Annotated in this window: 21 protein-coding genes; 11 read left to right on the top strand and 10 right to left on the bottom strand. The window is 46.8% G+C overall.

Going from position 1 to position 21,334, the window contains the following annotated elements; translation table 11 throughout:
- Window positions 1–11: 11 nt before the first annotated feature.
- From MHI48_RS06290 to queF, 5 genes are all read left to right on the top strand, one after another.
- Window positions 12–716, top strand: a complete 705-nt coding sequence (locus tag MHI48_RS06290; protein ID WP_036611462.1) for an AIM24 family protein — start codon at window positions 12–14, stop codon at window positions 714–716.
- 386 nt (window positions 717–1,102) lie between these two features.
- The gene (gene queC / locus MHI48_RS06285) at window positions 1,103–1,783 is read left to right on the top strand and encodes a 7-cyano-7-deazaguanine synthase QueC (RefSeq protein WP_253509410.1); all 681 of its coding nucleotides are present in this window, start codon (window positions 1,103–1,105) and stop codon (window positions 1,781–1,783) included.
- A complete protein-coding gene (gene queD, locus MHI48_RS06280; protein WP_036611465.1) occupies window positions 1,780–2,271 on the top strand; it encodes a 6-carboxytetrahydropterin synthase QueD in 492 nt (163 codons plus the stop codon). Before queC ends, queD begins: the two co-directional genes overlap by 4 nt.
- Window positions 2,264–3,037 carry a 7-carboxy-7-deazaguanine synthase QueE gene (queE, locus tag MHI48_RS06275; protein ID WP_405143436.1) on the top strand — a complete coding sequence of 258 codons (774 nt, stop codon included), beginning with the start codon at window positions 2,264–2,266 and terminating at the stop codon, window positions 3,035–3,037. Before queD ends, queE begins: the two co-directional genes overlap by 8 nt.
- Window positions 3,038–3,184: 147 nt before the next feature.
- Window positions 3,185–3,676, top strand: a complete 492-nt coding sequence (gene queF / locus MHI48_RS06270) for a preQ(1) synthase (RefSeq protein WP_036668798.1) — start codon at window positions 3,185–3,187, stop codon at window positions 3,674–3,676.
- 154 nt (window positions 3,677–3,830) lie between these two features.
- On the opposite strand, the gene MHI48_RS06265 is transcribed toward queF, so the two are convergent.
- Window positions 3,831–4,043 carry a hypothetical protein gene (locus MHI48_RS06265; RefSeq protein WP_036611471.1) on the bottom strand — a complete coding sequence of 71 codons (213 nt, stop codon included), beginning with the start codon at window positions 4,041–4,043 and terminating at the stop codon, window positions 3,831–3,833.
- A 253-nt stretch (window positions 4,044–4,296) separates the two neighbouring features.
- On the opposite strand from MHI48_RS06265, the gene MHI48_RS06260 reads away from it, so the two are divergent.
- Complete coding sequence (locus MHI48_RS06260; protein WP_036668794.1) at window positions 4,297–5,571, top strand: MFS transporter; 1,275 nt, start codon at window positions 4,297–4,299, stop codon at window positions 5,569–5,571.
- Between the two features lie 421 nt (window positions 5,572–5,992).
- Here the strand turns inward: MHI48_RS06260 and MHI48_RS06255 are convergent, their stop codons facing one another.
- The 8 genes from MHI48_RS06255 to MHI48_RS06220 form a co-directional block, all read right to left on the bottom strand.
- Window positions 5,993–6,481, bottom strand: coding sequence for a prolyl-tRNA synthetase associated domain-containing protein (locus MHI48_RS06255; RefSeq protein ID WP_405143433.1), 489 nt, complete (start codon window positions 6,479–6,481; stop codon window positions 5,993–5,995).
- Window positions 6,482–6,539: 58 nt separating this feature from the next.
- Window positions 6,540–7,385: an EcsC family protein gene (locus MHI48_RS06250; protein WP_083669829.1), complete on the bottom strand. Its 846-nt coding sequence runs from the start codon at window positions 7,383–7,385 to the stop codon at window positions 6,540–6,542.
- A gap of 194 nt (window positions 7,386–7,579) precedes the next feature.
- Window positions 7,580–8,560 carry a family 43 glycosylhydrolase gene (locus MHI48_RS06245; protein WP_282319151.1) on the bottom strand — a complete coding sequence of 327 codons (981 nt, stop codon included), beginning with the start codon at window positions 8,558–8,560 and terminating at the stop codon, window positions 7,580–7,582.
- Window positions 8,561–9,183: 623 nt separating this feature from the next.
- Window positions 9,184–10,605 carry an arabinan endo-1,5-alpha-L-arabinosidase gene (locus MHI48_RS06240; RefSeq protein WP_405144600.1) on the bottom strand — a complete coding sequence of 474 codons (1,422 nt, stop codon included), beginning with the start codon at window positions 10,603–10,605 and terminating at the stop codon, window positions 9,184–9,186.
- A gap of 56 nt (window positions 10,606–10,661) precedes the next feature.
- Window positions 10,662–11,504, bottom strand: coding sequence for a carbohydrate ABC transporter permease (locus MHI48_RS06235; RefSeq protein WP_036611483.1), 843 nt, complete (start codon window positions 11,502–11,504; stop codon window positions 10,662–10,664).
- A 26-nt stretch (window positions 11,505–11,530) separates the two neighbouring features.
- Window positions 11,531–12,421, bottom strand: a complete 891-nt coding sequence (locus MHI48_RS06230) for a carbohydrate ABC transporter permease (protein WP_036611613.1) — start codon at window positions 12,419–12,421, stop codon at window positions 11,531–11,533.
- Between the two features lie 157 nt (window positions 12,422–12,578).
- The gene (locus tag MHI48_RS06225) at window positions 12,579–13,919 is read right to left on the bottom strand and encodes an ABC transporter substrate-binding protein (protein ID WP_405143430.1); all 1,341 of its coding nucleotides are present in this window, start codon (window positions 13,917–13,919) and stop codon (window positions 12,579–12,581) included.
- 132 nt (window positions 13,920–14,051) lie between these two features.
- On the bottom strand, window positions 14,052–14,963 hold the full coding sequence (locus MHI48_RS06220; protein WP_051154000.1) for a glycoside hydrolase family 43 protein: 912 nt from the start codon (window positions 14,961–14,963) through the stop codon (window positions 14,052–14,054).
- Window positions 14,964–15,359: 396 nt separating this feature from the next.
- Here MHI48_RS06220 and MHI48_RS06215 point away from each other — a divergent pair, with 396 nt between their 5' ends.
- The 4 genes from MHI48_RS06215 to MHI48_RS06200 all read left to right on the top strand — a co-directional run bounded on the left by MHI48_RS06215 (window position 15,360) and on the right by MHI48_RS06200 (window position 18,641).
- A complete protein-coding gene (locus MHI48_RS06215) occupies window positions 15,360–16,277 on the top strand; it encodes a transcriptional regulator (protein WP_036668788.1) in 918 nt (305 codons plus the stop codon).
- Between the two features lie 272 nt (window positions 16,278–16,549).
- Window positions 16,550–17,467 carry a helix-turn-helix transcriptional regulator gene (locus MHI48_RS06210; protein WP_405144598.1) on the top strand — a complete coding sequence of 306 codons (918 nt, stop codon included), beginning with the start codon at window positions 16,550–16,552 and terminating at the stop codon, window positions 17,465–17,467.
- Window positions 17,468–17,550: 83 nt separating this feature from the next.
- Window positions 17,551–18,060 (top strand): DinB family protein, encoded by a 510-nt coding sequence (locus MHI48_RS06205; RefSeq protein WP_405143428.1) that lies wholly within the window; start codon window positions 17,551–17,553, stop codon window positions 18,058–18,060.
- A gap of 11 nt (window positions 18,061–18,071) precedes the next feature.
- Window positions 18,072–18,641, top strand: coding sequence for a YdeI/OmpD-associated family protein (locus tag MHI48_RS06200; RefSeq protein ID WP_340032125.1), 570 nt, complete (start codon window positions 18,072–18,074; stop codon window positions 18,639–18,641).
- Window positions 18,642–18,721: 80 nt separating this feature from the next.
- On the opposite strand, the gene MHI48_RS06195 is transcribed toward MHI48_RS06200, so the two are convergent.
- On the bottom strand, window positions 18,722–19,588 hold the full coding sequence (locus MHI48_RS06195) for a helix-turn-helix domain-containing protein (RefSeq protein WP_405143426.1): 867 nt from the start codon (window positions 19,586–19,588) through the stop codon (window positions 18,722–18,724).
- Window positions 19,589–19,758: 170 nt separating this feature from the next.
- Here MHI48_RS06195 and MHI48_RS06190 point away from each other — a divergent pair, with 170 nt between their 5' ends.
- Entirely contained in the window at window positions 19,759–21,273 is a 1,515-nt protein-coding gene (locus MHI48_RS06190; RefSeq protein WP_405144596.1) for a glycoside hydrolase family 43 protein, read from the top strand.
- The last annotated feature ends 61 nt before the right edge of the window (window positions 21,274–21,334 follow it).

The following is a 21,334-nucleotide window of genomic DNA, read 5'->3' as shown; positions in this document are numbered from 1 at the left end:
GGAGCAACTGCATGAACATACACCTGAACAATGCTGAAGCAAGCGGAGCAGGACAAGTCGTCACATTTTCACTGATTAAAGATGACCGCCTTCATATTTTGCATCCGCAGCAGATTGTGGCCTTCCGCGGTCCAAGTGGGAGTCGCAATGATAAATTCATGAATATCACGGGCATATATCGCAAAAAAAAGCTGATTAAATCCGAAATCACCGGACCTTGCCAATTTGTGGCTGCCCTGCCTCCCGGATTCACGATGAAGGAAGTGGAGCTCACGGAGGACAGTGATCTGCTCTATGACTTCCGCCACCTGTTCTTCTACTCTGATGGTGTAACCATGCATACCAAAATTCAGAAAATCAAAAACATGCTGATCACCCGTGATGCAGTGAAAATGAAATTTTCCGGCAAAGGCAAAATCGGATTGCTCACTCAAGGTCAGGTCTGCCAACAGGAACTTCACCCAACAGCGCCGCTCTATGTGGATGCTGGTAGCATTATTGCCTATCCCGAAAATGCACATCTGGAACTCACCGTATATGGTAACAACCTTGCCAGTCAGCATATGAATTATCATTGGAAGATGACAGGACATGGATCTGTACTCTTTCAGGCGGGACGTGAGAATCACCGCTTGGAACAGGATCTTAACGATGAGGGACTGTTCAAACGAATTCTGAAAGAAGTGATCCCTTTCGGCAATGTATTGATCAAATAAACTGATCAAATAAGCTGTTAGTTGATGGAGCCGACCAATTAGCTGTCACTATGCTCCAGTGGGGTGGTCACCACACCGTTTCATGTTATAATGGTTCAGACAATTGAAGAAGAAAATCCATGCCTGTGGCATGGGAGAGGTTCGCGAACTCCCTCTATAAGACTTGACCATGTGATGGTCAGTATAAGTCTTGCGTACACATTGCGGTCACCATGCAATCATGTACGTAAAAAACTAAGGACACTTACTCTTGCCTGCTTTTTTGAAGCGGTTATCGAGAAGGTGTGTTTTTTGATGGATGCCAGTTCATGAACTTCTCTGTTCTTCCGACACTCTATGCCTATGTGCATGGTTTGATCTCAAGAAGATAGAGAGGTTTTTTTATGTTGAACGAAGAAAAAGCAGTCGTTGTATTCAGCGGCGGTCAGGATAGTACCACGTGTCTGTTCTGGGCCAAACAACAGTTTGCCGAAGTAGAGGTCGTTACGTTTGATTATGGTCAGCGCCACAAGTTAGAGATTGAATGTGCAACAGAGATCGCACGTGATCTGGGCGTACAGCAAACGGTACTGGATATGAGTCTGTTAAATCAGCTTGCCCCCAATGCGCTCACTCGCACGGATGTGGAGATTACGCATGAAGAAGGTGAACTGCCGAGTACATTTGTGGATGGACGGAATCTGCTGTTCCTCAGTTTTGCAGCCATTATGGCCAAGCAAAAAGGAGCACGTCACCTGGTTACAGGTGTATGCGAGACGGATTTCAGCGGATACCCGGATTGCCGGGATTCATTTGTGAAGTCGATGAATGTGACGCTTAACCTGTCCATGGACTATCCATTTGTCATTCACACCCCGCTCATGTGGCTGGACAAAGCCCAAACGTGGAAGATGGCCGATGATCTCGGTGCTTTTGATTATGTACGTGAGCGTACTCTGACCTGTTATAACGGCGTGATCGGCGATGGATGCGGAGATTGCCCCGCTTGCAAACTTCGCAAAGCCGGATTGGATCGTTATGTACAACAACGTACTGCTACTGAATCGGCGGGAGTGGATGTACGATGAGAGAGCCGGGAACATTCCGTATTGTTGAGCATCTGCAACGTATCGGAGAAGATATTCTACCCACCCAGCTGCGCTATCACCGCAAACGTGTGCTTGTAAGCAAAGAATTCACCTTTGACGCAGCACATCACCTGCATTGTTATGAAGGCAAATGCAAGAACTTGCACGGTCATACGTATAAAGTTATTTTTGGCATCAGCGGTTATCCGGGTGAAACCGGGCTGACAGTTGATTTTGGACATATCAAAGATATATGGAAAACTCAAATTGAAGGATATCTGGATCATCAGTACCTCAACGAGACACTTCCTTTAATGAATACTACGGCTGAAAATATGGTCGTTTGGCTGTTCGAACAGATGGAACATGCGCTCCAGACGGAACCCTATGCCGGGCTGACCGATGGTGGGCGGACGGAGTTTGTCCGACTCTTCGAGACACCCACCAGTTACGCGGAAGCGAGACGGGAGTGGATGATCGATGAGTAGTGTGACACAGCAGGTGAATGAGACGGGATCTCGCAAAGAGGCTCGTATTCCCGTGATGGAGATTTTTGGTCCGACGGTTCAAGGCGAAGGCATGGTCATCGGGCAAAAAACGATGTTTGTTCGCACCGCGGGCTGCGATTATCGCTGCTCCTGGTGCGACTCGGCCTTTACCTGGGACGGCAGTGGCAAGGACCAGATTCGGATGATTACGCCAGAGGATGTATGGGAAGAATTGCGCCGCGTTGGCGGCACCCGTTTCTCCCATGTGACCATCTCTGGCGGTAATCCCGCCCTGCTCGCTTCGCTGGGCGGATTGGTTGCTTTGCTGCGGGAGAACAGCATCCGCACCGCGGTGGAGACACAGGGCTCCCGCTGGCAGCCTTGGCTGGCGAACATTGACGAAGTCACCGTCTCGCCCAAGCCACCGAGCTCCGGCATGGACACCGATTGGGCCGTGCTGGATGATCTGATCGAACGGCTGGCCGCTGGCCCGGTAGAACGAAGTCACAGTCTGAAGATCGTGATCTTCGATGAGACAGACCTGGACTATGCCCGCCGTGTGCATGCACGGTATCCGGGCACGGATCTATTTTTACAAACCGGGAACCCGGATGTGACTTCCGCTGAAACGCCAGATCTGGTGTCCTCACTGCTTGCTCGTTATGAGTGGCTGATTGACCAAGTCAGTGCCTCCGATGACCTGAACAACGTTCGTGTGCTTCCACAGCTTCATACGTTGGTATGGGGCAACAAACGCGGCGTGTGATGGGCAGGATAGGTGGAATGGGCGGCTAATGTAGGATGAGGACGAAATGTCCTCAGACAATGAAGAGAATTATACAGGCAAAATTGCCTATTTATATATACCGCGAGGCTTCGGGCTTTGACGGAAACAAGGAGCGTTTAATAACCAATGAGACAACCTGATGAGATGCAAGATGTGACGTTGCTGGGCAACCAGAACGTTAAATATACGTTTGAATATGATCCCGGAATCTTGGAAAACTTTGACAACAAACATCCGTACCGCGATTATTTTGTGAAATTCAACTGCCCGGAGTTCACTAGTCTGTGCCCGATTACGGGTCAGCCGGACTTTGCAACGATCTATATCAGCTACATTCCGGATGTGAAAATGGTCGAGAGTAAATCACTCAAGCTGTACCTGTTCAGCTTCCGTAACCATGGTGATTTCCACGAGGATTGTGTGAATATCATCATGAACGACCTGATCAAGCTGATGGACCCCCGCTACATCGAAGTATGGGGCAAATTCACACCGCGCGGCGGTATCTCCATTGACCCGTATACGAACTATGGTAAGCCGGGAACAAAGTACGAGCAGATGGCCGACCATCGTATGATGAATCATGATATGTATCCGGAAACGATTGATAATCGTTAAACTGGCGGGTAAATAAACTCTGCTATAAATAAAATCAAATTATAGGACACAAAAAAGCCGAACTCTTCAAAACCTGAAGAGATCCGGCTTTTTCTTTGGTTAGTATACACCTGTATGAGACTAAGTGTCTCAACGCAATTGGATCGCAGCGCATTCAAGTAGACTGATCTTCCTTTAGTTCTCTGACTTTTTTGACGTAATGTCTCAACATCAGCACACCAATCGATTGAAAAATGATAAATATGACGATGGCAGCAGATAGAGATTTTGGTGCAACATAGACAGCCTGAAACGTTATTACAACCATATACAAAATAGTCATCACCAACTCACGTTTGGCGGATTCATAAGGTGATAAGGATTTCATATCCATCCCTCCTCCATCCTTATTACACATAAATATAGGTCTTCTTACAGTAGATGCTAAAGTAATACGTTTATTTTGTAAATGTAATGCTATTAATAAACACCTCGGAAATAGAGTTCAATTCATCAACGTTTTCCCTTGTTCCCCTTGTCGGTCCAATCAATCTATCCTATTATGTAACAATATGCTTACACGCATATATTACAACATCAGGCGCTGATCCCTCGTGACCGCGACCAAAGGAGAATTGTACATGTCTACTCAATCCACTTTAACCAAGGACGCCACAGCGCGTTCGAAAGCCCCACCCGGATCGGATGCCCAAAGCACCGTTTACCGGATACTCATTGCCATCAGTTTGGTTCATCTCTTCAATGATTCGATCCAGTCGGTTATTCCAGCCATTTTTCCGATTCTAAAAGATTCCATGCATCTCACGTATACTCAGATCGGATGGATCTCATTTGCTATTAACTTTACCGCATCCATTATGCAGCCTGTCGTAGGCTGGTTTGCTGATAAAAAACCGACACCATCTATCCTGCCCATTGGCATGGGTTTTACATTTACCGGCATGTTGCTGTTGGCCTTCGCCGACAGTTATATGGCTGTCCTGATCTCCGTTATCTTTGTCGGTCTGGGTTCCGCCGCTTTCCATCCGGAAGGTTCACGGGTATCCCATATGGCTGCTGGTCAACGCCGTGGACTGGCACAGTCCATCTTCCAAGTTGGTGGTAACGCCGGACAGTCCCTTGCCCCATTGCTTACACGCTGGATCTTTATCCCGTTTGGACTGTTCGGTGCCATTGGATTTACAGGCATTGCTGCCATGGGGATTGCAGTTCAGATCTACATAGCCCGTTGGTACGGACGTATGTTGCAATCGGGAGGATATCTGCGTAGACAGGCTGCTGCACGTCGTGCACCCAATCCTGCTTTGCGCAAAAAGATTACTGCCGCCATTACGCTATTAATCTTGCTCGTTTTTGTTCGTTCCTGGTATATCGCTTCCATCGGCAGCTTCTATGCGTTTAATCTGAAAGATACTTTTGGATTGTCCACAGAGGACGCGCAGATCTATATCTTCTTGTTCCTGGCTGCTGGAGCACTTGGTACGTTCTTCGGAGGCCCACTGGCAGATCGATTCGGCAAACGTAACCTGATCTTCCTGTCCATGGCTGGAGCTGCTCCGCTGGCTCTGTTGCTACCCTATGCGAATCTGTTCTGGACAGGTGTACTGCTAACCATTATTGGTTTTATCATGTTATCCAGCTTCTCGGTTACGGTTGTATACGCGCAAATGCTGATTCCGGGCAAAATCGGAACGGTTTCCGGTCTAATTACTGGTCTGGCATTTGGTATGGGAGGCCTGGGCGCACTCGTGCTGGGGAACTGGATTGACGTCTTCGGCGTATCACCGGTAATGCAGATGTGCAGCTTCCTGCCCCTGCTCGGGATTTTCACATTCCTGCTTCCATCCGATAAATTACTCAATATCTGGGCGAAAGAAAATGGTAGTGAGGAATAAAGAATACATCAACAGATGTCCACTTTTTATTCTATATTAGATCCATTCCTTACGTGGCAGCATCGCCTTATAAGACGTTATCTTGCGCTAACGAACCTGACAGCACTTATTTGAACGAATACTGCCGGTTTCGCAATCTAAAGAATCTGAGCAACGCTATTCCTGAGAAAAAGGCCGAAAACCTTGGAATGTGCGTGTGAGATGCAGAAATAACGTGTCTGAGATTCTTTAGAAATCGGGATTAGTGAAATATCGCCGAATAACGTCTGCTGAGTTCGTTAGATTTCACTTTAGTCACCAACATTTGTAGTCTAAATAAAATGTTTGAACCATAACAAAAGGGTTCTTGCCAACTCTGTATTGACAGACTGGCAGGAACCCTTTTGTTATATATGTTTTTCTCGTATTTAGCTTCAACCATTTATTCCACGTCACACATGACAACGCTGCTACCTTGAGCTGTAATCAGTTCCTTCACATCTTCAAATTCAAGAAATACCGTTGCCGTATTTTCCATGGGATGAATTCCAATTTTCTGACCAACTAAATCCTTGTCAAAAACTACGGTCACGTTTTTCTGAATATTATTGATAACCCCCATAGGGTTGACGTGCCCTTTTTCCAATCCGAGGAACTCCAACAAATCCTTTTCACTGGCAAAACTTAATTTGCGGCTAGGTATCTTTTCGCTTAAACTTCTCAAATCAACTGACTTCGTTCCAGCAATCGTCACCAGATAATAGTTGCGCTTCTTATCATCACGCAGAAACAGATTTTTAACGATACGTTCTGTATGTGGAATCTGATAAGAGAATATTTCCTCCATCGTGTATACTGCGGGATGTTCAATACTTTTGTAAACGATATTATTGCGATCTAAAAGATCATAGAAACCCTGTTTGTTTAACATATCAAATTCATCTCTTTCAATATAAATATTCTTCTATAATATGACTTCTTCTGTAATATTACTTCAAACGCTGAAGGATCAGCCGTTTTTTGTACAACATTTTGCCTGCTTCGGCGACATCTCGAATTGTATTTTTGTTGCTCACCGAACCAAACACCATGCCTGCAATCGGCACAAGTTGGAACAGCTTCTTCCAGCCAAAAGATTCACTGTAGGAGTTAAACACTTCCCGCCATCCCTGCATCTGCGATACTACTTCAATGGGTTTGTCGGGATCATCATAAGCGGCCAGTTCTTCAATGATCGCTTTCTTGCCTACAATATCAGCGGAAGAGAATTGCAGACATTTGACAATGAAGATACGCTCCAGCGGTTCATCTGGATCATAACCATAACATAGAGCCATCTCTTGCAGTACCTTCAAGGAAAGCCCCATCACCATCGGAATATCTGCAGCAATGGTTACAATGCCACCAAACCCTGTAGCTGCTCCCTGAGCCGCGGCAAACTTCGTTCGACTCTCGGTAATGTTATCAGCCACCTGGTCCAGCACCTGAAGTGGCAGATTCTCTACACTATGAATCTTTGCTGTCCCCTCCGCTTCAGATTCCTGCTCCAGACGATAGGTCGTATCCATCATGGAATAACCGGACCTCCCGGCTTCCTCTTGCAAAAGCTTGGCTACTTTTTTCTTCTGTACGAGGAACTTGCCCCCATTCTGCACATACTGACCCACATCGTTCAGGGAATCTCCGATCTTCTGTTTCAGCGCTTTAGGCATCACTTTATCCAACATCGCAAAGGGCAAACGCCCGATTTTATCCCAAATAAACAAGTCTTTCTGTTGTTTCTCCCATTTCAAAATCTGTTCAAGTTCCTTGTCCAACGTCTCGCGTGAATCCATATGTGATCCTCCTAATAGGTTCTGCATCGTAATCTGTATCTCTCTCATACGCAGAGATCGTCGTTGTGGTTGCTTTGTTTTGTGTCCAGGACACATATGTTCAGGCCACTCTATCTTATCGTTCACACACAGAAGAGCCCTTAATCAGCATCACTCGCTAACTAAGGGCTCTCATATTAAGGTTTCACTACCTCTTATTTTGCTTCTGCTACCGCGCTGCCATCTGGGACCGGAACACCGAAATCAGGTGTGCCATCTTCACGCCAATGAATCACTTGAGCACGGGCATGGCGGTTCGGATCATACAAGGGATCACCCTCGATGTCTTTGTAATTACGCGCATGATAAATCAGAATATCGGTCTTGCCATCCGGTGACACCGTAAAGCTATTATGACCCGGGCCGTATTGGCCGTTCGCTTCACAAGTCTGGAATACCGGCTTGGGTGATTTCACCCAGCTGGCCGGATCAAGCAAGTCGGCATTTTCATCTGCAGTGAGCAGACCCATACAATAATTGTAATCAGTCGCGCTGGCCGAGTAGCCGATGAACAAACGCCCATTCCGATGCATCACGGCTGCTCCTTCATTGACCTTAAAGCCGATGATCTCCCAATCATACTCTGGCGTAGAGATCATAACCTGTTCGCCGCGTAGCGTCCATGGGTTCTCCATTTCGGCAATGTACAGGTTGGAGTTGCCCACAATATCGGGATCTTTCTGTGCCCAGACCAGATAGCGGATTCCCTTATGTTCAAAGGTCGTTGCATCCAGCGCAAATGATTCCCACCGGGTGTGAATCTGCCCTTTCTCTACCCACTCTCCTTCGAGTGGATTCGCGGAATCGTTCTCCAGGACATACATCCGATGATCGAACAGACCTTCGTTGGTCTCACTGGTGTGAGCCGCAGCGTAGTGTATGTACCATTTGCCATCGATAAAATGAATCTCCGGTGCCCAGATGTTGGCACTCATTGGCCCTGTGTCACGCTTGGTCCAAGCCGTTACTGGTTCAGCATCTCTTAACTCTTCCAACGTCTCTGCTCTCCGGATTTCAATCCGGTCAAAGGCTGGCACGGAAGCGGAGAAATAATAGTAACCGTCTGTATGACGGTACACCCACGGATCAGCACGCTGCTCCAGGATAGGATTAGTAAATGTAATGGAATCAGTCATGGGAATGCTCCCCTTTCAAATGTTGTTTGGCTCGAAGTTTAGGGATGTAACCCAATTGCGAAAAAGCGAAAACCCTTTTGGGGTGGTGCACAGCGGACGTTCGGGGGTGGCAGGGCCTTGGTGCTCTCTTGTCCTCCGATTTCCACCGCTCTCTGCGGTTGAAATCGGATGCCAAACTCGCTCCTGCGGCTCCTTCCTCCCCCTCACTGCTTGTGCACCCTCAGAGCGGTAGCTCGCTCTTTCCGCGCTCGCTGGGTCACAACCTCACTTCGAGCCTTTTTTGTTGGCTCGATCTTATGGGGTCGACCGCTTCGCAGGGTCAACTCTCCCCATATTTAGTGCATGATTGGCCTCAGACATAGGCCAGCACAGATTAATCTTAAGTGTCTAAAAGCTGCAACACCTTGGCGTTAGCGCACCTTAACATGCCAACTTTGTCATGCACAGCAGACGCTCGGGGGGGGGAGAGCCTTGGTGCTCTCTTGTCCTCCGATTTCTCTTTCCACCGCTCTTGGCGGTTGAAATCGGATGCCAAACTCGCTCCTGCGGTTCCTTCCTCCCCCTCACTGCTTGTGCACCATCAGAGCAGCAGCCCGCTCTTACCGCGCTCGCTGCTCGCTCCCTTACTCCTCCGCTGCGCTGATCTGCTTGCCCCAGACCGCTACACCGCGGTCATTGAGGCCTGTTACCACCAGCGCGGGCTGGCTTCGCTCCCAGTCCCAGGACGGGAGCAACTTCAGCTCTTCCGTGGAAGCTCCGCCCCATGGGCTTTCTTTCCACTTCAGTGTCAGTGTTTGTTTGTCATCAAAGGTCCAGGTTCCTGAACCATTTTCGCTTTTAATCTTACCTTTGCTTGTTAGGGTATAAGGCACGGCTTGAATCTGCCCGTCTACGGACGGATCAAGCGCCATGCCTTCCCACTCCCCGGCAATCATGGACTTCGGAATGTCCTGTGCTGTCTCACCAGCGTACCGTTCAGGTGAAACCACAGGCCAGCCATCCTTCGTCCATAACATTTTGCGTACATGCAGATATGGCCAGTTTTTATCCGTCTCGCCCCGTGCATGATGCACGATGTAATAATCGTCTCCGTCCTTCAGAACGGAGTTATGTCCAGGCGCAACCCAGCCCTCGCCTTCTGTGAAACGATAACCGCCGAGAATTTTGGTGCCGATCTCATATTGCGGCAGATAATCTGTATCCAGCATGTTATTGCCGTTTATGTCTGTGTACGGTCCTGTGATCGAATCAGCACGCGCAACCCGCACGTTATAATCTTCGAATAAGGAATCATAGGAGACGAATAGATAATACTTTTTGAACTCCGGGTTATACACAATGTATGGACCTTCCACTGCACCCTCTTCAGTTGCACGATCACGAGCGGCAATGCGAGTACCATAACCCTCGTCCTTGAATTTCCCGGTGTCGGGATCAAGTGGCGCAATGTAGATTCCGTCAAAGAATGAACCATATACCATCCACGAATTACCCTCGGCATCCACAATGGGATTGGCATCAATGGCATTTAATTTGTCCTGTTCATTCGCAGAAGTTTTCACAACCAGTCCTTCATCTGTCCAAGGACCTTCGGGAGATGAGGATGTCTGAAGACCAATAGCCGACTGGGTACTGCCAAAAGAAGAAGCGGAATAATACATCCGATAGGTATCGCCATCCTGGATCACATCCGGTGCCCACAGATTGACCGCACCTGTCCAGTCCAACGCTTCTTGCGGAATGCCCGGCAGAGCCTGACCTACCCATGTCCAGTGGATCAGATCATCTGATTTGCGTACCATGACACCGGGTTTCGCTTCTCCTGCTACACGAACGTCTGTGGAATAGACGTAGTATCCCTGGTCTGTTTTGATAATGGCCGGATCATGCGCATTGTTCACCGTCCAGCGTGATTCATCATCCAGTATGGACGTGTCATACAGCTGAGTATCTTGAGGAGCTTCAGGAAAGACGGGACGGGACACCGTTTCTCCTGCTCCTTCTCCAGAACAACCCGTAGCTCCAACAATCAGCATCAGCAACATGGAAGCAACCACTCCTTTTCCTGAATTCGACCACCGTCGGAATTTCTTCCGCTGGTTCATCCCTTCACTCCCGAAATGGCAACCGATTCAATAATCTGTTTCTGGAAGATCAGGAAGATGATTAATACAGGTAACAGAGCCACAATCGACGCCGCCATAATAAGCGGGTAATCGGTTTGAATCGCATACGTGGCATTAAAGTTTGCTATAACGAGTTGTAACGTCTGCTTCTCCGGTGAATTCAGATAAATAATTGGTGCCAGATAATCGTTCCAGATGCCCATGAACCAGAGAATCAACTGTGCAGCAATCGCCGGTTTGATGAGCGGGAACGTAATACTGGAGTACAGCCGGAAGTAGGAACTACCGTCAATCTTGGCCGCCTCAATAATCGCATCAGGTACACTAAGCAGGTACTGGCGCAGGAAAAAGATCATGATTACGTTACCGAACAGGCCAGGAACAATCAATGGTAATAGCGTATCCACCCAGCCCAGCTTTGCAAACATGATGAATTGTGGGATCATGACTGTTGGATAAGGAATCATCATGGATGCCAGCAACGCGAGAAACAGTTTGTTTTTGTGCGGGAATCTTAACTTGGCAAAAGCAAAGGCTGCAATACTGGACGTAAACGTACCCACCACCGTTACACTCACCGCGACAATGAGACTGTTTTTGATCCCGCTGAGTAGGGGACCGGCTTCCCAGATTTCTTTATACTTACCAAATTGGAATACTTCAGGTATCCATACAGGCGGAAGCGCGAACACATCCTGCTTCTCCTTCAATGACGTGGACAACATCCAGATCAGTGGTGCAATCATCGCAATCGCACCAATCGCGAGTACGATAAAGATGATAGAGTTCGTTAATTTCCTCTTTTGACTGTAAGACATCTCCGGTTCACTCCTTTCCTTGACAATCAATCCCCATCATAGGCTGATTTTTCGTTCATTTTGAATTGCACCAGGGTAATGACAAAAATGAAAATACCAAGAATCATGGCCATTGCTGAGGCATAACCCATCTGCAAGTTACTGAAGGCTTTCTGCCAGATGTAGAAAACGATTGATGCCGAAGAATATTCAGGACCACCCGTAGGTGTCATAATGTTCATCTCGGTGAAGATCTGGGAACCGCCAATGATATTTGTAACAATGAGGAAAAAGGTAACTGGCTTCACCATAGGCCAGGTGATATTGCGGAAGATTTGGAACCCGTTCGCTCCATCCAGCTCAGCCGCCTCGTAGTATGTACGTGATACACTTTGCAGTGCTGCCAGGTACAACAACATCGTGTATCCCAAGCCTTTCCACACCGTCATAATAATCAAAGCCGGTTTAACCGTGTCTTTGTTCGCTAGCCAGTTAGGACCTTTAATCCCAAACAGGTCAAGGAACTGGTTCACCAGACCGTAATCCCCGTTGTACGCCCAGTTCCACATGATGGACACCGCAGCGAGGGAAGAAATGACCGGGATGTAATAGATTACTCGGAATGTCGTCGTGCCGGGAATTTTACGATTCAGACCCATCGCCAGCAATAATGCGAGCAACAAACCAATCGGAATACCGAGCATCAGGAAAAATGTATTAAACATCGCTTTGTAGAAGAGGTCATCCGTGAGCAAATCCTTGAAGTTGGCCAAACCGATAAAGTTCATCTGTCCCAGTCCGTCCCAATCCGTAAAGGAACCATAAAGGGAGTAGAGGAACGGGAACATGACAAAGATCAGCAATCCAAGAATCGGAGGTAAAATAAACAGATATCCGTACAGCATCTCTTTGCGATACAAACTCGATTTCGTAATCACGGCGTTCACCCCTGTTTCTAGTATCAGCATGTGGCATTCTTCGATTGAACCTTGTCGATCAACGAATGCCACATGCCCGTATGGAATCCAATAAGTTCCAATACGAATGATGCCAGCAGCATGATTGCAGGCTGCCGGCATCACCCTTTCCTATCTACTATTTCTGAGATTTCTTTTCTTGTTCTACCGCTTTGTCGAGCAGTTTCTGCATTTTCGGTTGTTGCTGCTTCACATAGTCTGCGGCTGTAATCTTGCCATCCAATACCGGCTGGATGTCCGTGAAGAACAGGTCATACCATTCCGCATTGTACGTGTAGTTACCTGGCAGAGCCCTGCCGTAATCTTCAACGATATCAATGAATTCCTGTTTGTTGGCTGGTTTCGTGGATGTATCTTTGGCCCACTCGTCTGCCATATCAAGCAAGTTCGGAATCTGTACCTTGGCATCTACCAGTTGTTGCATGCCTTCCTTCGAAGCCGTAAGGTAGTTCACCAATGCTGCTGCTTCTTCTGGATGTTTCGTTTTGGCAGATACTCCGATTCCCAGAGACCCGATCCACGTTGCCGATTTGCCAGTAGATCCCGCAGGGAATGGCAGCAAATCATAATCGAAAGGCAATTTCTCAAATGTACTCATATCCCATGGGCCTACAGGGAAGAAAGCCATTTCACCTTTCATCCAGCGTTGATACGTATCCAATGTTTGCGCTTCCTCAATGGAAGGTGTAATTTTGTATACGTTCTGCATATCCGCGAAGAATTGCAGTGCTTCAGCGAATTTCGGATCATCAATCGTTACCTTTGTTTTGGTCTCATCCAACCAATCCCCACCGTTGCTCCATACAAAGGATTGCAGGGCCCACTGTACGTTGAATCCAGTACCGTATACATCCGGTTTACCATCTCCATTGGTATCCTTGGTCGCTTGCTGGTTCACCTTGATGAACTCTTCCCATGTGTATGGTTTATCCTTGTCAGGGAGTGGGATGCCCTCTTTTTCAAACAACGTTTTGTTGTAGCCCAGTGCAAATGGCCCCAGATCCTTCGGCATACCGTAGATATCACCTTGACCTGCCATTTGGCCGTCATAACGATACAGGTCCACGCCGTATTTCCAGATATTATCGAGATCAACATCCGGATTGTTTTCAATATACGAAGTGAGGTTCATCAGCACATTGCTGTTCACATACGCTTTCACGTCACCCGGATTGATATAAAATACGTCAGGCAAGCTGTTGCCTGTAATTGCCGCTCTTAGCTTGGTTGCATATTGATCCGCAGCCGTTACGATAATTTTGACTTTCACACCCGGATGATCTTCTTCGAATTTCTTGACCACCGCTTGGTATGCTTTCTGCTCATCAGTACCGCCGCGGAACATAAATGTTAACTCCTTGTCCCCACTTGCACCGCTGCCTCCTCCGCACCCCGCAAGTACCAGTGCACTTACCAGCATAAGAAGCATAAATGTGACCCAATTCTTTTTCTTTACCATCTGAACCCCTCCTGATCTGGACTTGTAACCGTATTCAATTGGATGAAATAAGATTTCTGTTGTTAAATTTATCAAATCCAGATCACTTTAGTCAACACTTTTATAAAACATTTTATATTTATATAAAATAAATCAGTATTTCGGCCAGCCACTCGAGTCCCAAAGCAAGTCATTAATCAGCAATTTCGGATTGCCATTATCCTCTGCATCATAGGCATGTCTTGCGATGACATTGCCGTTGTACACGTCCTGACCACCTGGACCTTTCCACTTCACATTGCCTGTATCCAATATCGTTCCGCCACCATTCAGCATATTAACTCCGTTTTTGTCCACATAAGGGCCTGTTATACTGGTCGAACGTCCATAGACCATTTTGTAGGTACTGTTCACCCCTTGGCAGCAAGAATCGATGGAAGCAAACAGGTAATAGTAGCCGCCACGATATACAATACTTGGTCCTTCAATAGCACCTCCGTTATTCGGGCGCGCAGCAATGGAAGTTATACTTCCCGTCGGTTTCATCGTGTTTTTGTCCAGCTTGACAATCTTCAGGCCACTCCAGAAAGAACCAAAGGCCAGCCATGGATTGCCTGAAGCATCAATGACCAGATTTGGATCAATGGCATTATAATTATTGGCGGTCGTGGTTTGAAGCACCAATCCTTCATCCTTCCATTGCCCTGCCCCAATGCTGTTCGCAGAAGCAAGACCAATCGCAGACCGATTGGAGCCAAAGGTGGAGATTGAATAATAGAGCCATACTTTTCCGTTATACTGCTCTACATCCGGTGCCCATACATCCAATCCGCTTTGTCCCGGAACGGCAGAAGCCCACCAGGATGGCTTACTTAAGAAGATTTGTGGAACACGATACCAGGACGAACCATTATCGGATTTCAATACTTGAATGCCCGGGCCGGTTGAAAAGGTGTACCAGGAACTGCCCTCTTTGATAATCGACGGATCATGAACAGCGGTATCTCCGGTCAGATTCCAGAATGCCGCCAAAGCTTTTGACTGACCTGCCAGCAGTAATACCATCACAAGTAATGCCGGTAACGCCAACCGTTTCCACTTAAACCTCTTCACATTGCTTAACTTTTCCAAACCAACTCCACCTTTCCTGTTCAAATGGTTAATTAGGTTCATGAAGTATTGAATCAATTTAGGTATAATAGGATTATAAAAGCGGTTACATTACATTTCAATGGTATATTTCAAATATATGTGAACTGATTAACACTTATTTTAACCGGAATAGTGGACAAAATATAGATTATATTTTCGTATTTGCGCTATATACAAGGGTTTTGGCTTCTATTTCTCCACCCTTCCCTTCCATGAGGGAATGATTTATAATTATCTGAAATAAAACATATAAATGTGCAAATGTCTGTGTCGAAGACTTTGTTCAGAACGGGGAAAGGAAATCCACCTATGATTTATATTAAAGATCTGATGTCGGGTGTGAATATCTTCAAAGCGCTCAGTTCGGAAATCCGGATTCAGATCATCGAGCTGCTGGCCAAGAACCAAAGTCTTAATCTCAATGATCTTGCAACCAAGCTGGGACTGAGCAATGGCGCCATCACGATGCATATCAAGAAGCTTGAAGAGAGCGGATTGATCGAGATCAACACCGCCGTTGGCAAACATGGAATTCAGAAGATATGTTATCTCAATGAGGAAAAATTGATGGTTGATCTGCGTTCACAAGAGATTAACAATCGTTATGAGGTGGAAATTCAGGTCGGTCATTACAGCGATTATCAGGCCGCACCTACATGTGGTCTCGCTACCCGGGACAGCATTGTTGGAGAGTTCGATGATCCGCGGTACTTTGCTGATCCACTGCGAATTGATGCGGAGATGATCTGGCTGGCTGAAGGTTATCTGGAATATCGGATTCCCAACTATCTCAAGCCTAATCAGTCGTTTAGCGAAATTCAGTTGTCGATGGAACTGGGTTCGGAGGCCCCTGGCTTTTGTGACAATTACCCTTCGGATATTTACTTCTATGTCAATGGGATTGAGATTGGCTGCTGGACAAGTCCGGGGGATTTTGGCAATACACGCGGTACCTTTAATCCGGAATGGTGGCCTCCGCACTTGAATCAGTACGGCATGCTGAAGCTGATCCGGATTACACAGGAAGGCAGCTATATTGACGGATGCCGCATCTCGGACGTAACGCTGGACCAGATTGGGCTGGATTACAAAAGCGATATTCACTTCCGCATTGCCGTTACGGACGAACCTTTGAACAAACGGGGCTTAACGATCTTTGGTAAAAACTTCGGAAACTATGGACAGAATCTGCTCGCTCGGGTTCTCTATAACGTACAAGAAGAGTAGAGCCAGCTCTGACTATTCACTCGATATGAAGTTCGACCGATCTGCTAACGTAACTGTTCAACACAACAACAATCATGTGTCTTCGAAAGGGTGCTATCCAGCACTCTTTTTTTGTTTCATCACACCGAAGAACTTGTCCAATCATGTTGGAACAAAACTTACTGCATGATATGACCTCCTATAGCCCCTCTGTAATCCTCCATTTTGTTTACCCTGGCGTGATATAATAATGGCCTGTAATGACAAAATGGAATAACGGGCGGGGATACCTTTTGAAATTGGAGCGATTAATCTCAATCATATACAAACTGCTGAACCACGAAGTATTGTCTGCTTCCACCTTGGCTGAAGAGTTTCAGGTGTCCCCAAGAACGATCTATCGGGATATTGATGTAATCTGTGCCGCCGGCTTCCCGGTCGTCTCCCATCAGGGACTCAAAGGCGGCTACGGCATGATGGACGGATACAAGATGGATAAAAGCTTGCTCGGTTCTTATGATGTGGATTCCCTGATCACGGTTCTGAGCAGTCTATCCACAGTATTCGAAGATGCACGTGCACAAGGCACGATTGAACGTCTGCAAACGATTGGACCGGAGCATCAAACCTCAAGTCTATCGGTGGATCTGGAGACACGCCGAACAGAACCTGATGCCCTTCCTCATCTGCGTAAAGGTATTACGGATCATCAGGTTGTCCGTTTTGACTACATTAATACAAAGAATGAACATACACCCCGCCATCTGGAACCGGTAAAATTACATTTTAAATATCGTAATTGGTATGTATATGGATTTTGCCAGACACGGCAGGATTATCGCGAGTTCCGACTGTCCCGGATGATGAACGTGCAACTGACATCGGAACACTTCCAACCCCACCTTGAGCTTCCCCAAGAGACGGTTGTCTCAGATCCGTCATGGCAAGATCAGGTAAGTGATGTGGTATTTCGGGTGAACCCGGAAGCGCTCGCGGAAGCCATGGATCATTTTCAACAGGCAGATAAGCAATTTCACGAGGATGGAAGTATGACGATGCGTATCCCGGTTCATCAACCGTTACAAGCCAAGTGGTTATGGTCGTTTCTACTTAGTTTGGGAAGTGGCGCCGAGGTGCTTGAACCGATTGAATTACGAGGCATTCTGAAAGAACAACTTCGAAACGCACTTAAGCTCTATGAAGAAGTATGACACGCTGTTGTCATACTTCTTTTTTTATAATCATCTCAGTAAGTTCATCTAATCCATCGCCAAATTAAAGGAGACGATCATCAATGAATCATCCGGAACAAATGTATAACTACCACGCATGGGCCAACCAAACCATCCTGGACAGAATCAAGGAACTGCCCTCTTCTGTACTGAGTCAGGAAGTGAACAGTTCATATCCAACTATTGCTCACGCACTCAGCCATATCTATACAGTGGATAAGATGTGGTATCTGGTGTTAACTGGCACCGGGATGCCCGAGGCACTGCAAGCATGCATACCACTCAATAGTGAAATTCACGGTTCTGTGGATGAGTACTTCCAATGTTTTACCGACCTGTCGGCACAATACAGTGAGTGGTTACGAGGCCAAGCTGATCTGGAGCAAACCATTCTACTCAATAATCCATTTGCAGGAGTTCGTGAAACCAGCTTATCGGATATCGTCATCCATGTGGTTAACCACGGAACCTATCATCGAGGCAATGTTTCTACCATGCTGCGTCAATTGGGGTATGCCTCCATCATGAATGACTATTCACTCTTTTGGTATCAGGAACCGGCTCAAGTATAGTTGACAATCGGATGGAAAATGTACATTGTATCCCCATGACGTCGAGGGATGAATTGAGAAATTGGTTGCAGACACATGGAAAAGTTGAGAAATCTTGCTGGGTAATAATAAGCATAAAACCCGTGCCGAATACCCTGCTGTATTTGGACGTGGTTGAGGAGTCGCTGTGCTTTGGCTGGATCGATGGAGTCAAAAAGAAAATATCCGAGACTCAATTAGCACAGAGATTATCTCCTAGAAGTAAACGCAGCTCATGGACTGAATTGAACAAGGAACGTGTCCGTCGTCTTGAAAAGTTGGGCTTCATGCATGACGAGGGTAGACAGGTTCTTCCTGTTATGGAGCCGACTGCTTTCATAATTGATGGTGTGATCGAACAAAGGCTGAAAGAAGACCATCAGGTTTTTGCAAATTTCATGGCCTTCCCTACCCTGTACCAAAACGTTCGGATCGATACGATCCAAAGTGTTAAGAATCAGCCAGTATTATTCCAGAGCAGATTGGATAAGTTCATAACCAACACAAAGGAAAATAAAATGTACGGTCAGTGGCATGACAACGGACGGCTTTTGGACTATTAAATTCCCCCTTTTCCCTGAGACAGCAGACAGGACCTCCCTATGAGGAGGCCCTGTTTTGGTGTTTTATATTCGATCAGGTATTAATGAGTCTGCCTGTATGTTTTGGGGGATTCGCCAAAGGCTTTCTTAAACTGGCGGGTAAAATAATTACTGTCGTTAAACCCGCATTCATACGAAATTTCCGTAATGGACAGATTCCCGTTTTTCAACAAATGACATGCCTTCTCCAGACGCAACTTTTGCAGATAAGAGATCGGGGTCATCTGATAATAGGATCGAAAAATCCGATTCAGATGCCTTATTGAGATATTTGACTTCCCCGCAATATCCTCTAGCGACAGTGGCTCCAGATAATGATCTTCAATGAATGAAATGGCATTTGCCAGATGCATCAGATTATTACCTTCGATCCCTTTCTCCTGTGTATCATATTGCCTCGACAAATAAACAACCATCTCCGTAAGACGTGAGATCAACATCGTCTGATACCCTTGCTGTTTACTCTGATACTCCTCAATCATGAACGATATCAGTGATTCTATATACTCCAGACTAGAAATGGATAACGCCAATTTACTCGGAAAGGAGTGAATATTACGATAAAACGGTTCCAAAACAAACAGCGCCTGGAAGCCGTTAGATTTTCTCAGATCGGGCCCAGCCGAAGCAAGCATCTCGGGACTGAACATAATGTTACAGATCCTAAAATCATGAGGGTCTTTATACGCATGATGGGTGTCGCCATTAATCACAAATGCGTTCCCTTTTTTAATAAAAAATTCTTCAGTGTTCACCACATGGGTTGCATGACCATTCAGAACAATCACAAGTTCCGTAAAATCCATATGATTATGAAGCTCCATGTCCTCAACATGTCCACCGTACTGAATAAAAAACGGAAATTGTTGATGGTCCGAGGTAAACCATCTCAAATATGCATTACTCAAAAGCATTCCCCTCCGCGAACATAGTTGGGTTGAATGTCTATATCATGCTATTCCAAGACCGAAAAATCAAGGTTCCGTATACTTATAAGCGTTATAATTCGCCTTGTAGCAGGGATTTTCAATGTGTCCAGATTCATACTAAACTCTCACAATGAATAGGAGCATAAATGATGAAATATACCAATCCGGTCATTCCGGGGTTTTACCCAGATCCAAGTATCTGCCGTGTAGATGAAGACTATTATCTGGTAACCAGTACCTTTGAATATTTCCCGGGTGTGCCCATCTTCCACAGCAAAGACCTTGTGAACTGGCGACAGATCGGCCATGTCCTCACAACAACTGAGCAACTCCCTTTAGCGAACGCGGGCAGTTCTGGCGGCATTTTCGCCCCAACACTCCGGCACCACGATGGCTGGTTCTACATGACAACAACCAATGTCAGCGGCGGCGGAAATTTTTATGTGAGTAGTGCCCTGCCCGAGGGACCATGGTCTGCTCCGATTTTTATTGATCAGGGCGGCATTGATCCCTCTTTTCTCTTTGATGAAGATGGACGTGTGTATTTTCAAACGGCCTGTAACGGCGATGAAGGCGAAGGCATCTATCAGTGCGAGATAGACATCACGACCGGAGCCAGACTAACCGATAGTCGATTGATCTGGACTGGAACCGGAGGAGCAGCCCCCGAAGCTCCCCACATGTATAAAATAAACGGCCTCTATTATCTGATGATCGCCGAAGGTGGAACCGAGTATGGCCATATGGAGACCATTGCTCGGAGCACAGAGCCATACGGACCATTTGATCCGTGTCCTCATAATCCGATTCTGTCCAATCGGAGCATGAAATCCAGCATTCACGCAACCGGTCATGCAGACCTTGTCCAGATCCAGGATGAAAGCTGGTGGGCCGTATGTCTGGGCCTTCGTCCAGCAGGTTACCCCATGCGACACCATCTGGGACGCGAGACCTTCCTGGCACCTGTCACTTGGACGGATGACGGTTGGCCGATAATCGGTGTGGACGGACATATTGAACCAGAGATGACCGGACCTTCATTGCCTGAGCATCCTTGGTCACCTCGGGCTATACGGGATCATTTTGACGAACCATCATTAGGCATGAACTGGATCTTCTTACGTAATCCGGCTCCGGGTAGTTGGACGCTCACTGAAAATCCCGGGCAACTCATCCTGCGGGGTCAGCCGGTTTCACTCGATGATGGAGGAAATCCAGCCTTTGTCGGACGTCGCTTGAGCCATTTCTTATGCGAAATGGCGGCCGAGCTGCATTATGAACCAAGTGCGAGCGGTGAGGAAGCTGGATTAACCTTATTTATGAATGATAAATATCATTACGACTTGGCTGTAACACAGATCGATGGGCAGAAAAAAATCGTATTGCGGCGAACCGTCGGCTCTCTGCGAACCGAACAGGTGCTTGACTGTGACACGGGGCCGGTTGTATTACAAATCAAGGCTGACCGTAATCACTTCACGTTCCTCTATCAGCAAGGTTCATCCGATGCCATCGAAGTGGGTTCAGGAGAAACACATCTGTTATCTACCGAAGTAGCAAGTGGTTTCACAGGTGTGATGATCTCCATGTACGCTTATGCTCCATCGGGGGAGTGTACGCCTGCAAGTTTCGATTGGTTTGACTATGAACCTCTGGACGAATAATCAAACCGCTAGATCCAATACCTTTCGATCAGGTTTGTAACTATGTAACCTCTCACTAATT

The sequence above is a fragment of the Paenibacillus sp. FSL H7-0942 genome, assembly GCF_045040715.1.
In the GTDB taxonomy this organism is placed as follows: Bacteria; Bacillota; Bacilli; order Paenibacillales; family Paenibacillaceae; genus Paenibacillus; species Paenibacillus amylolyticus.
This window is presented reverse-complemented; position numbering and strand designations above follow the sequence as displayed.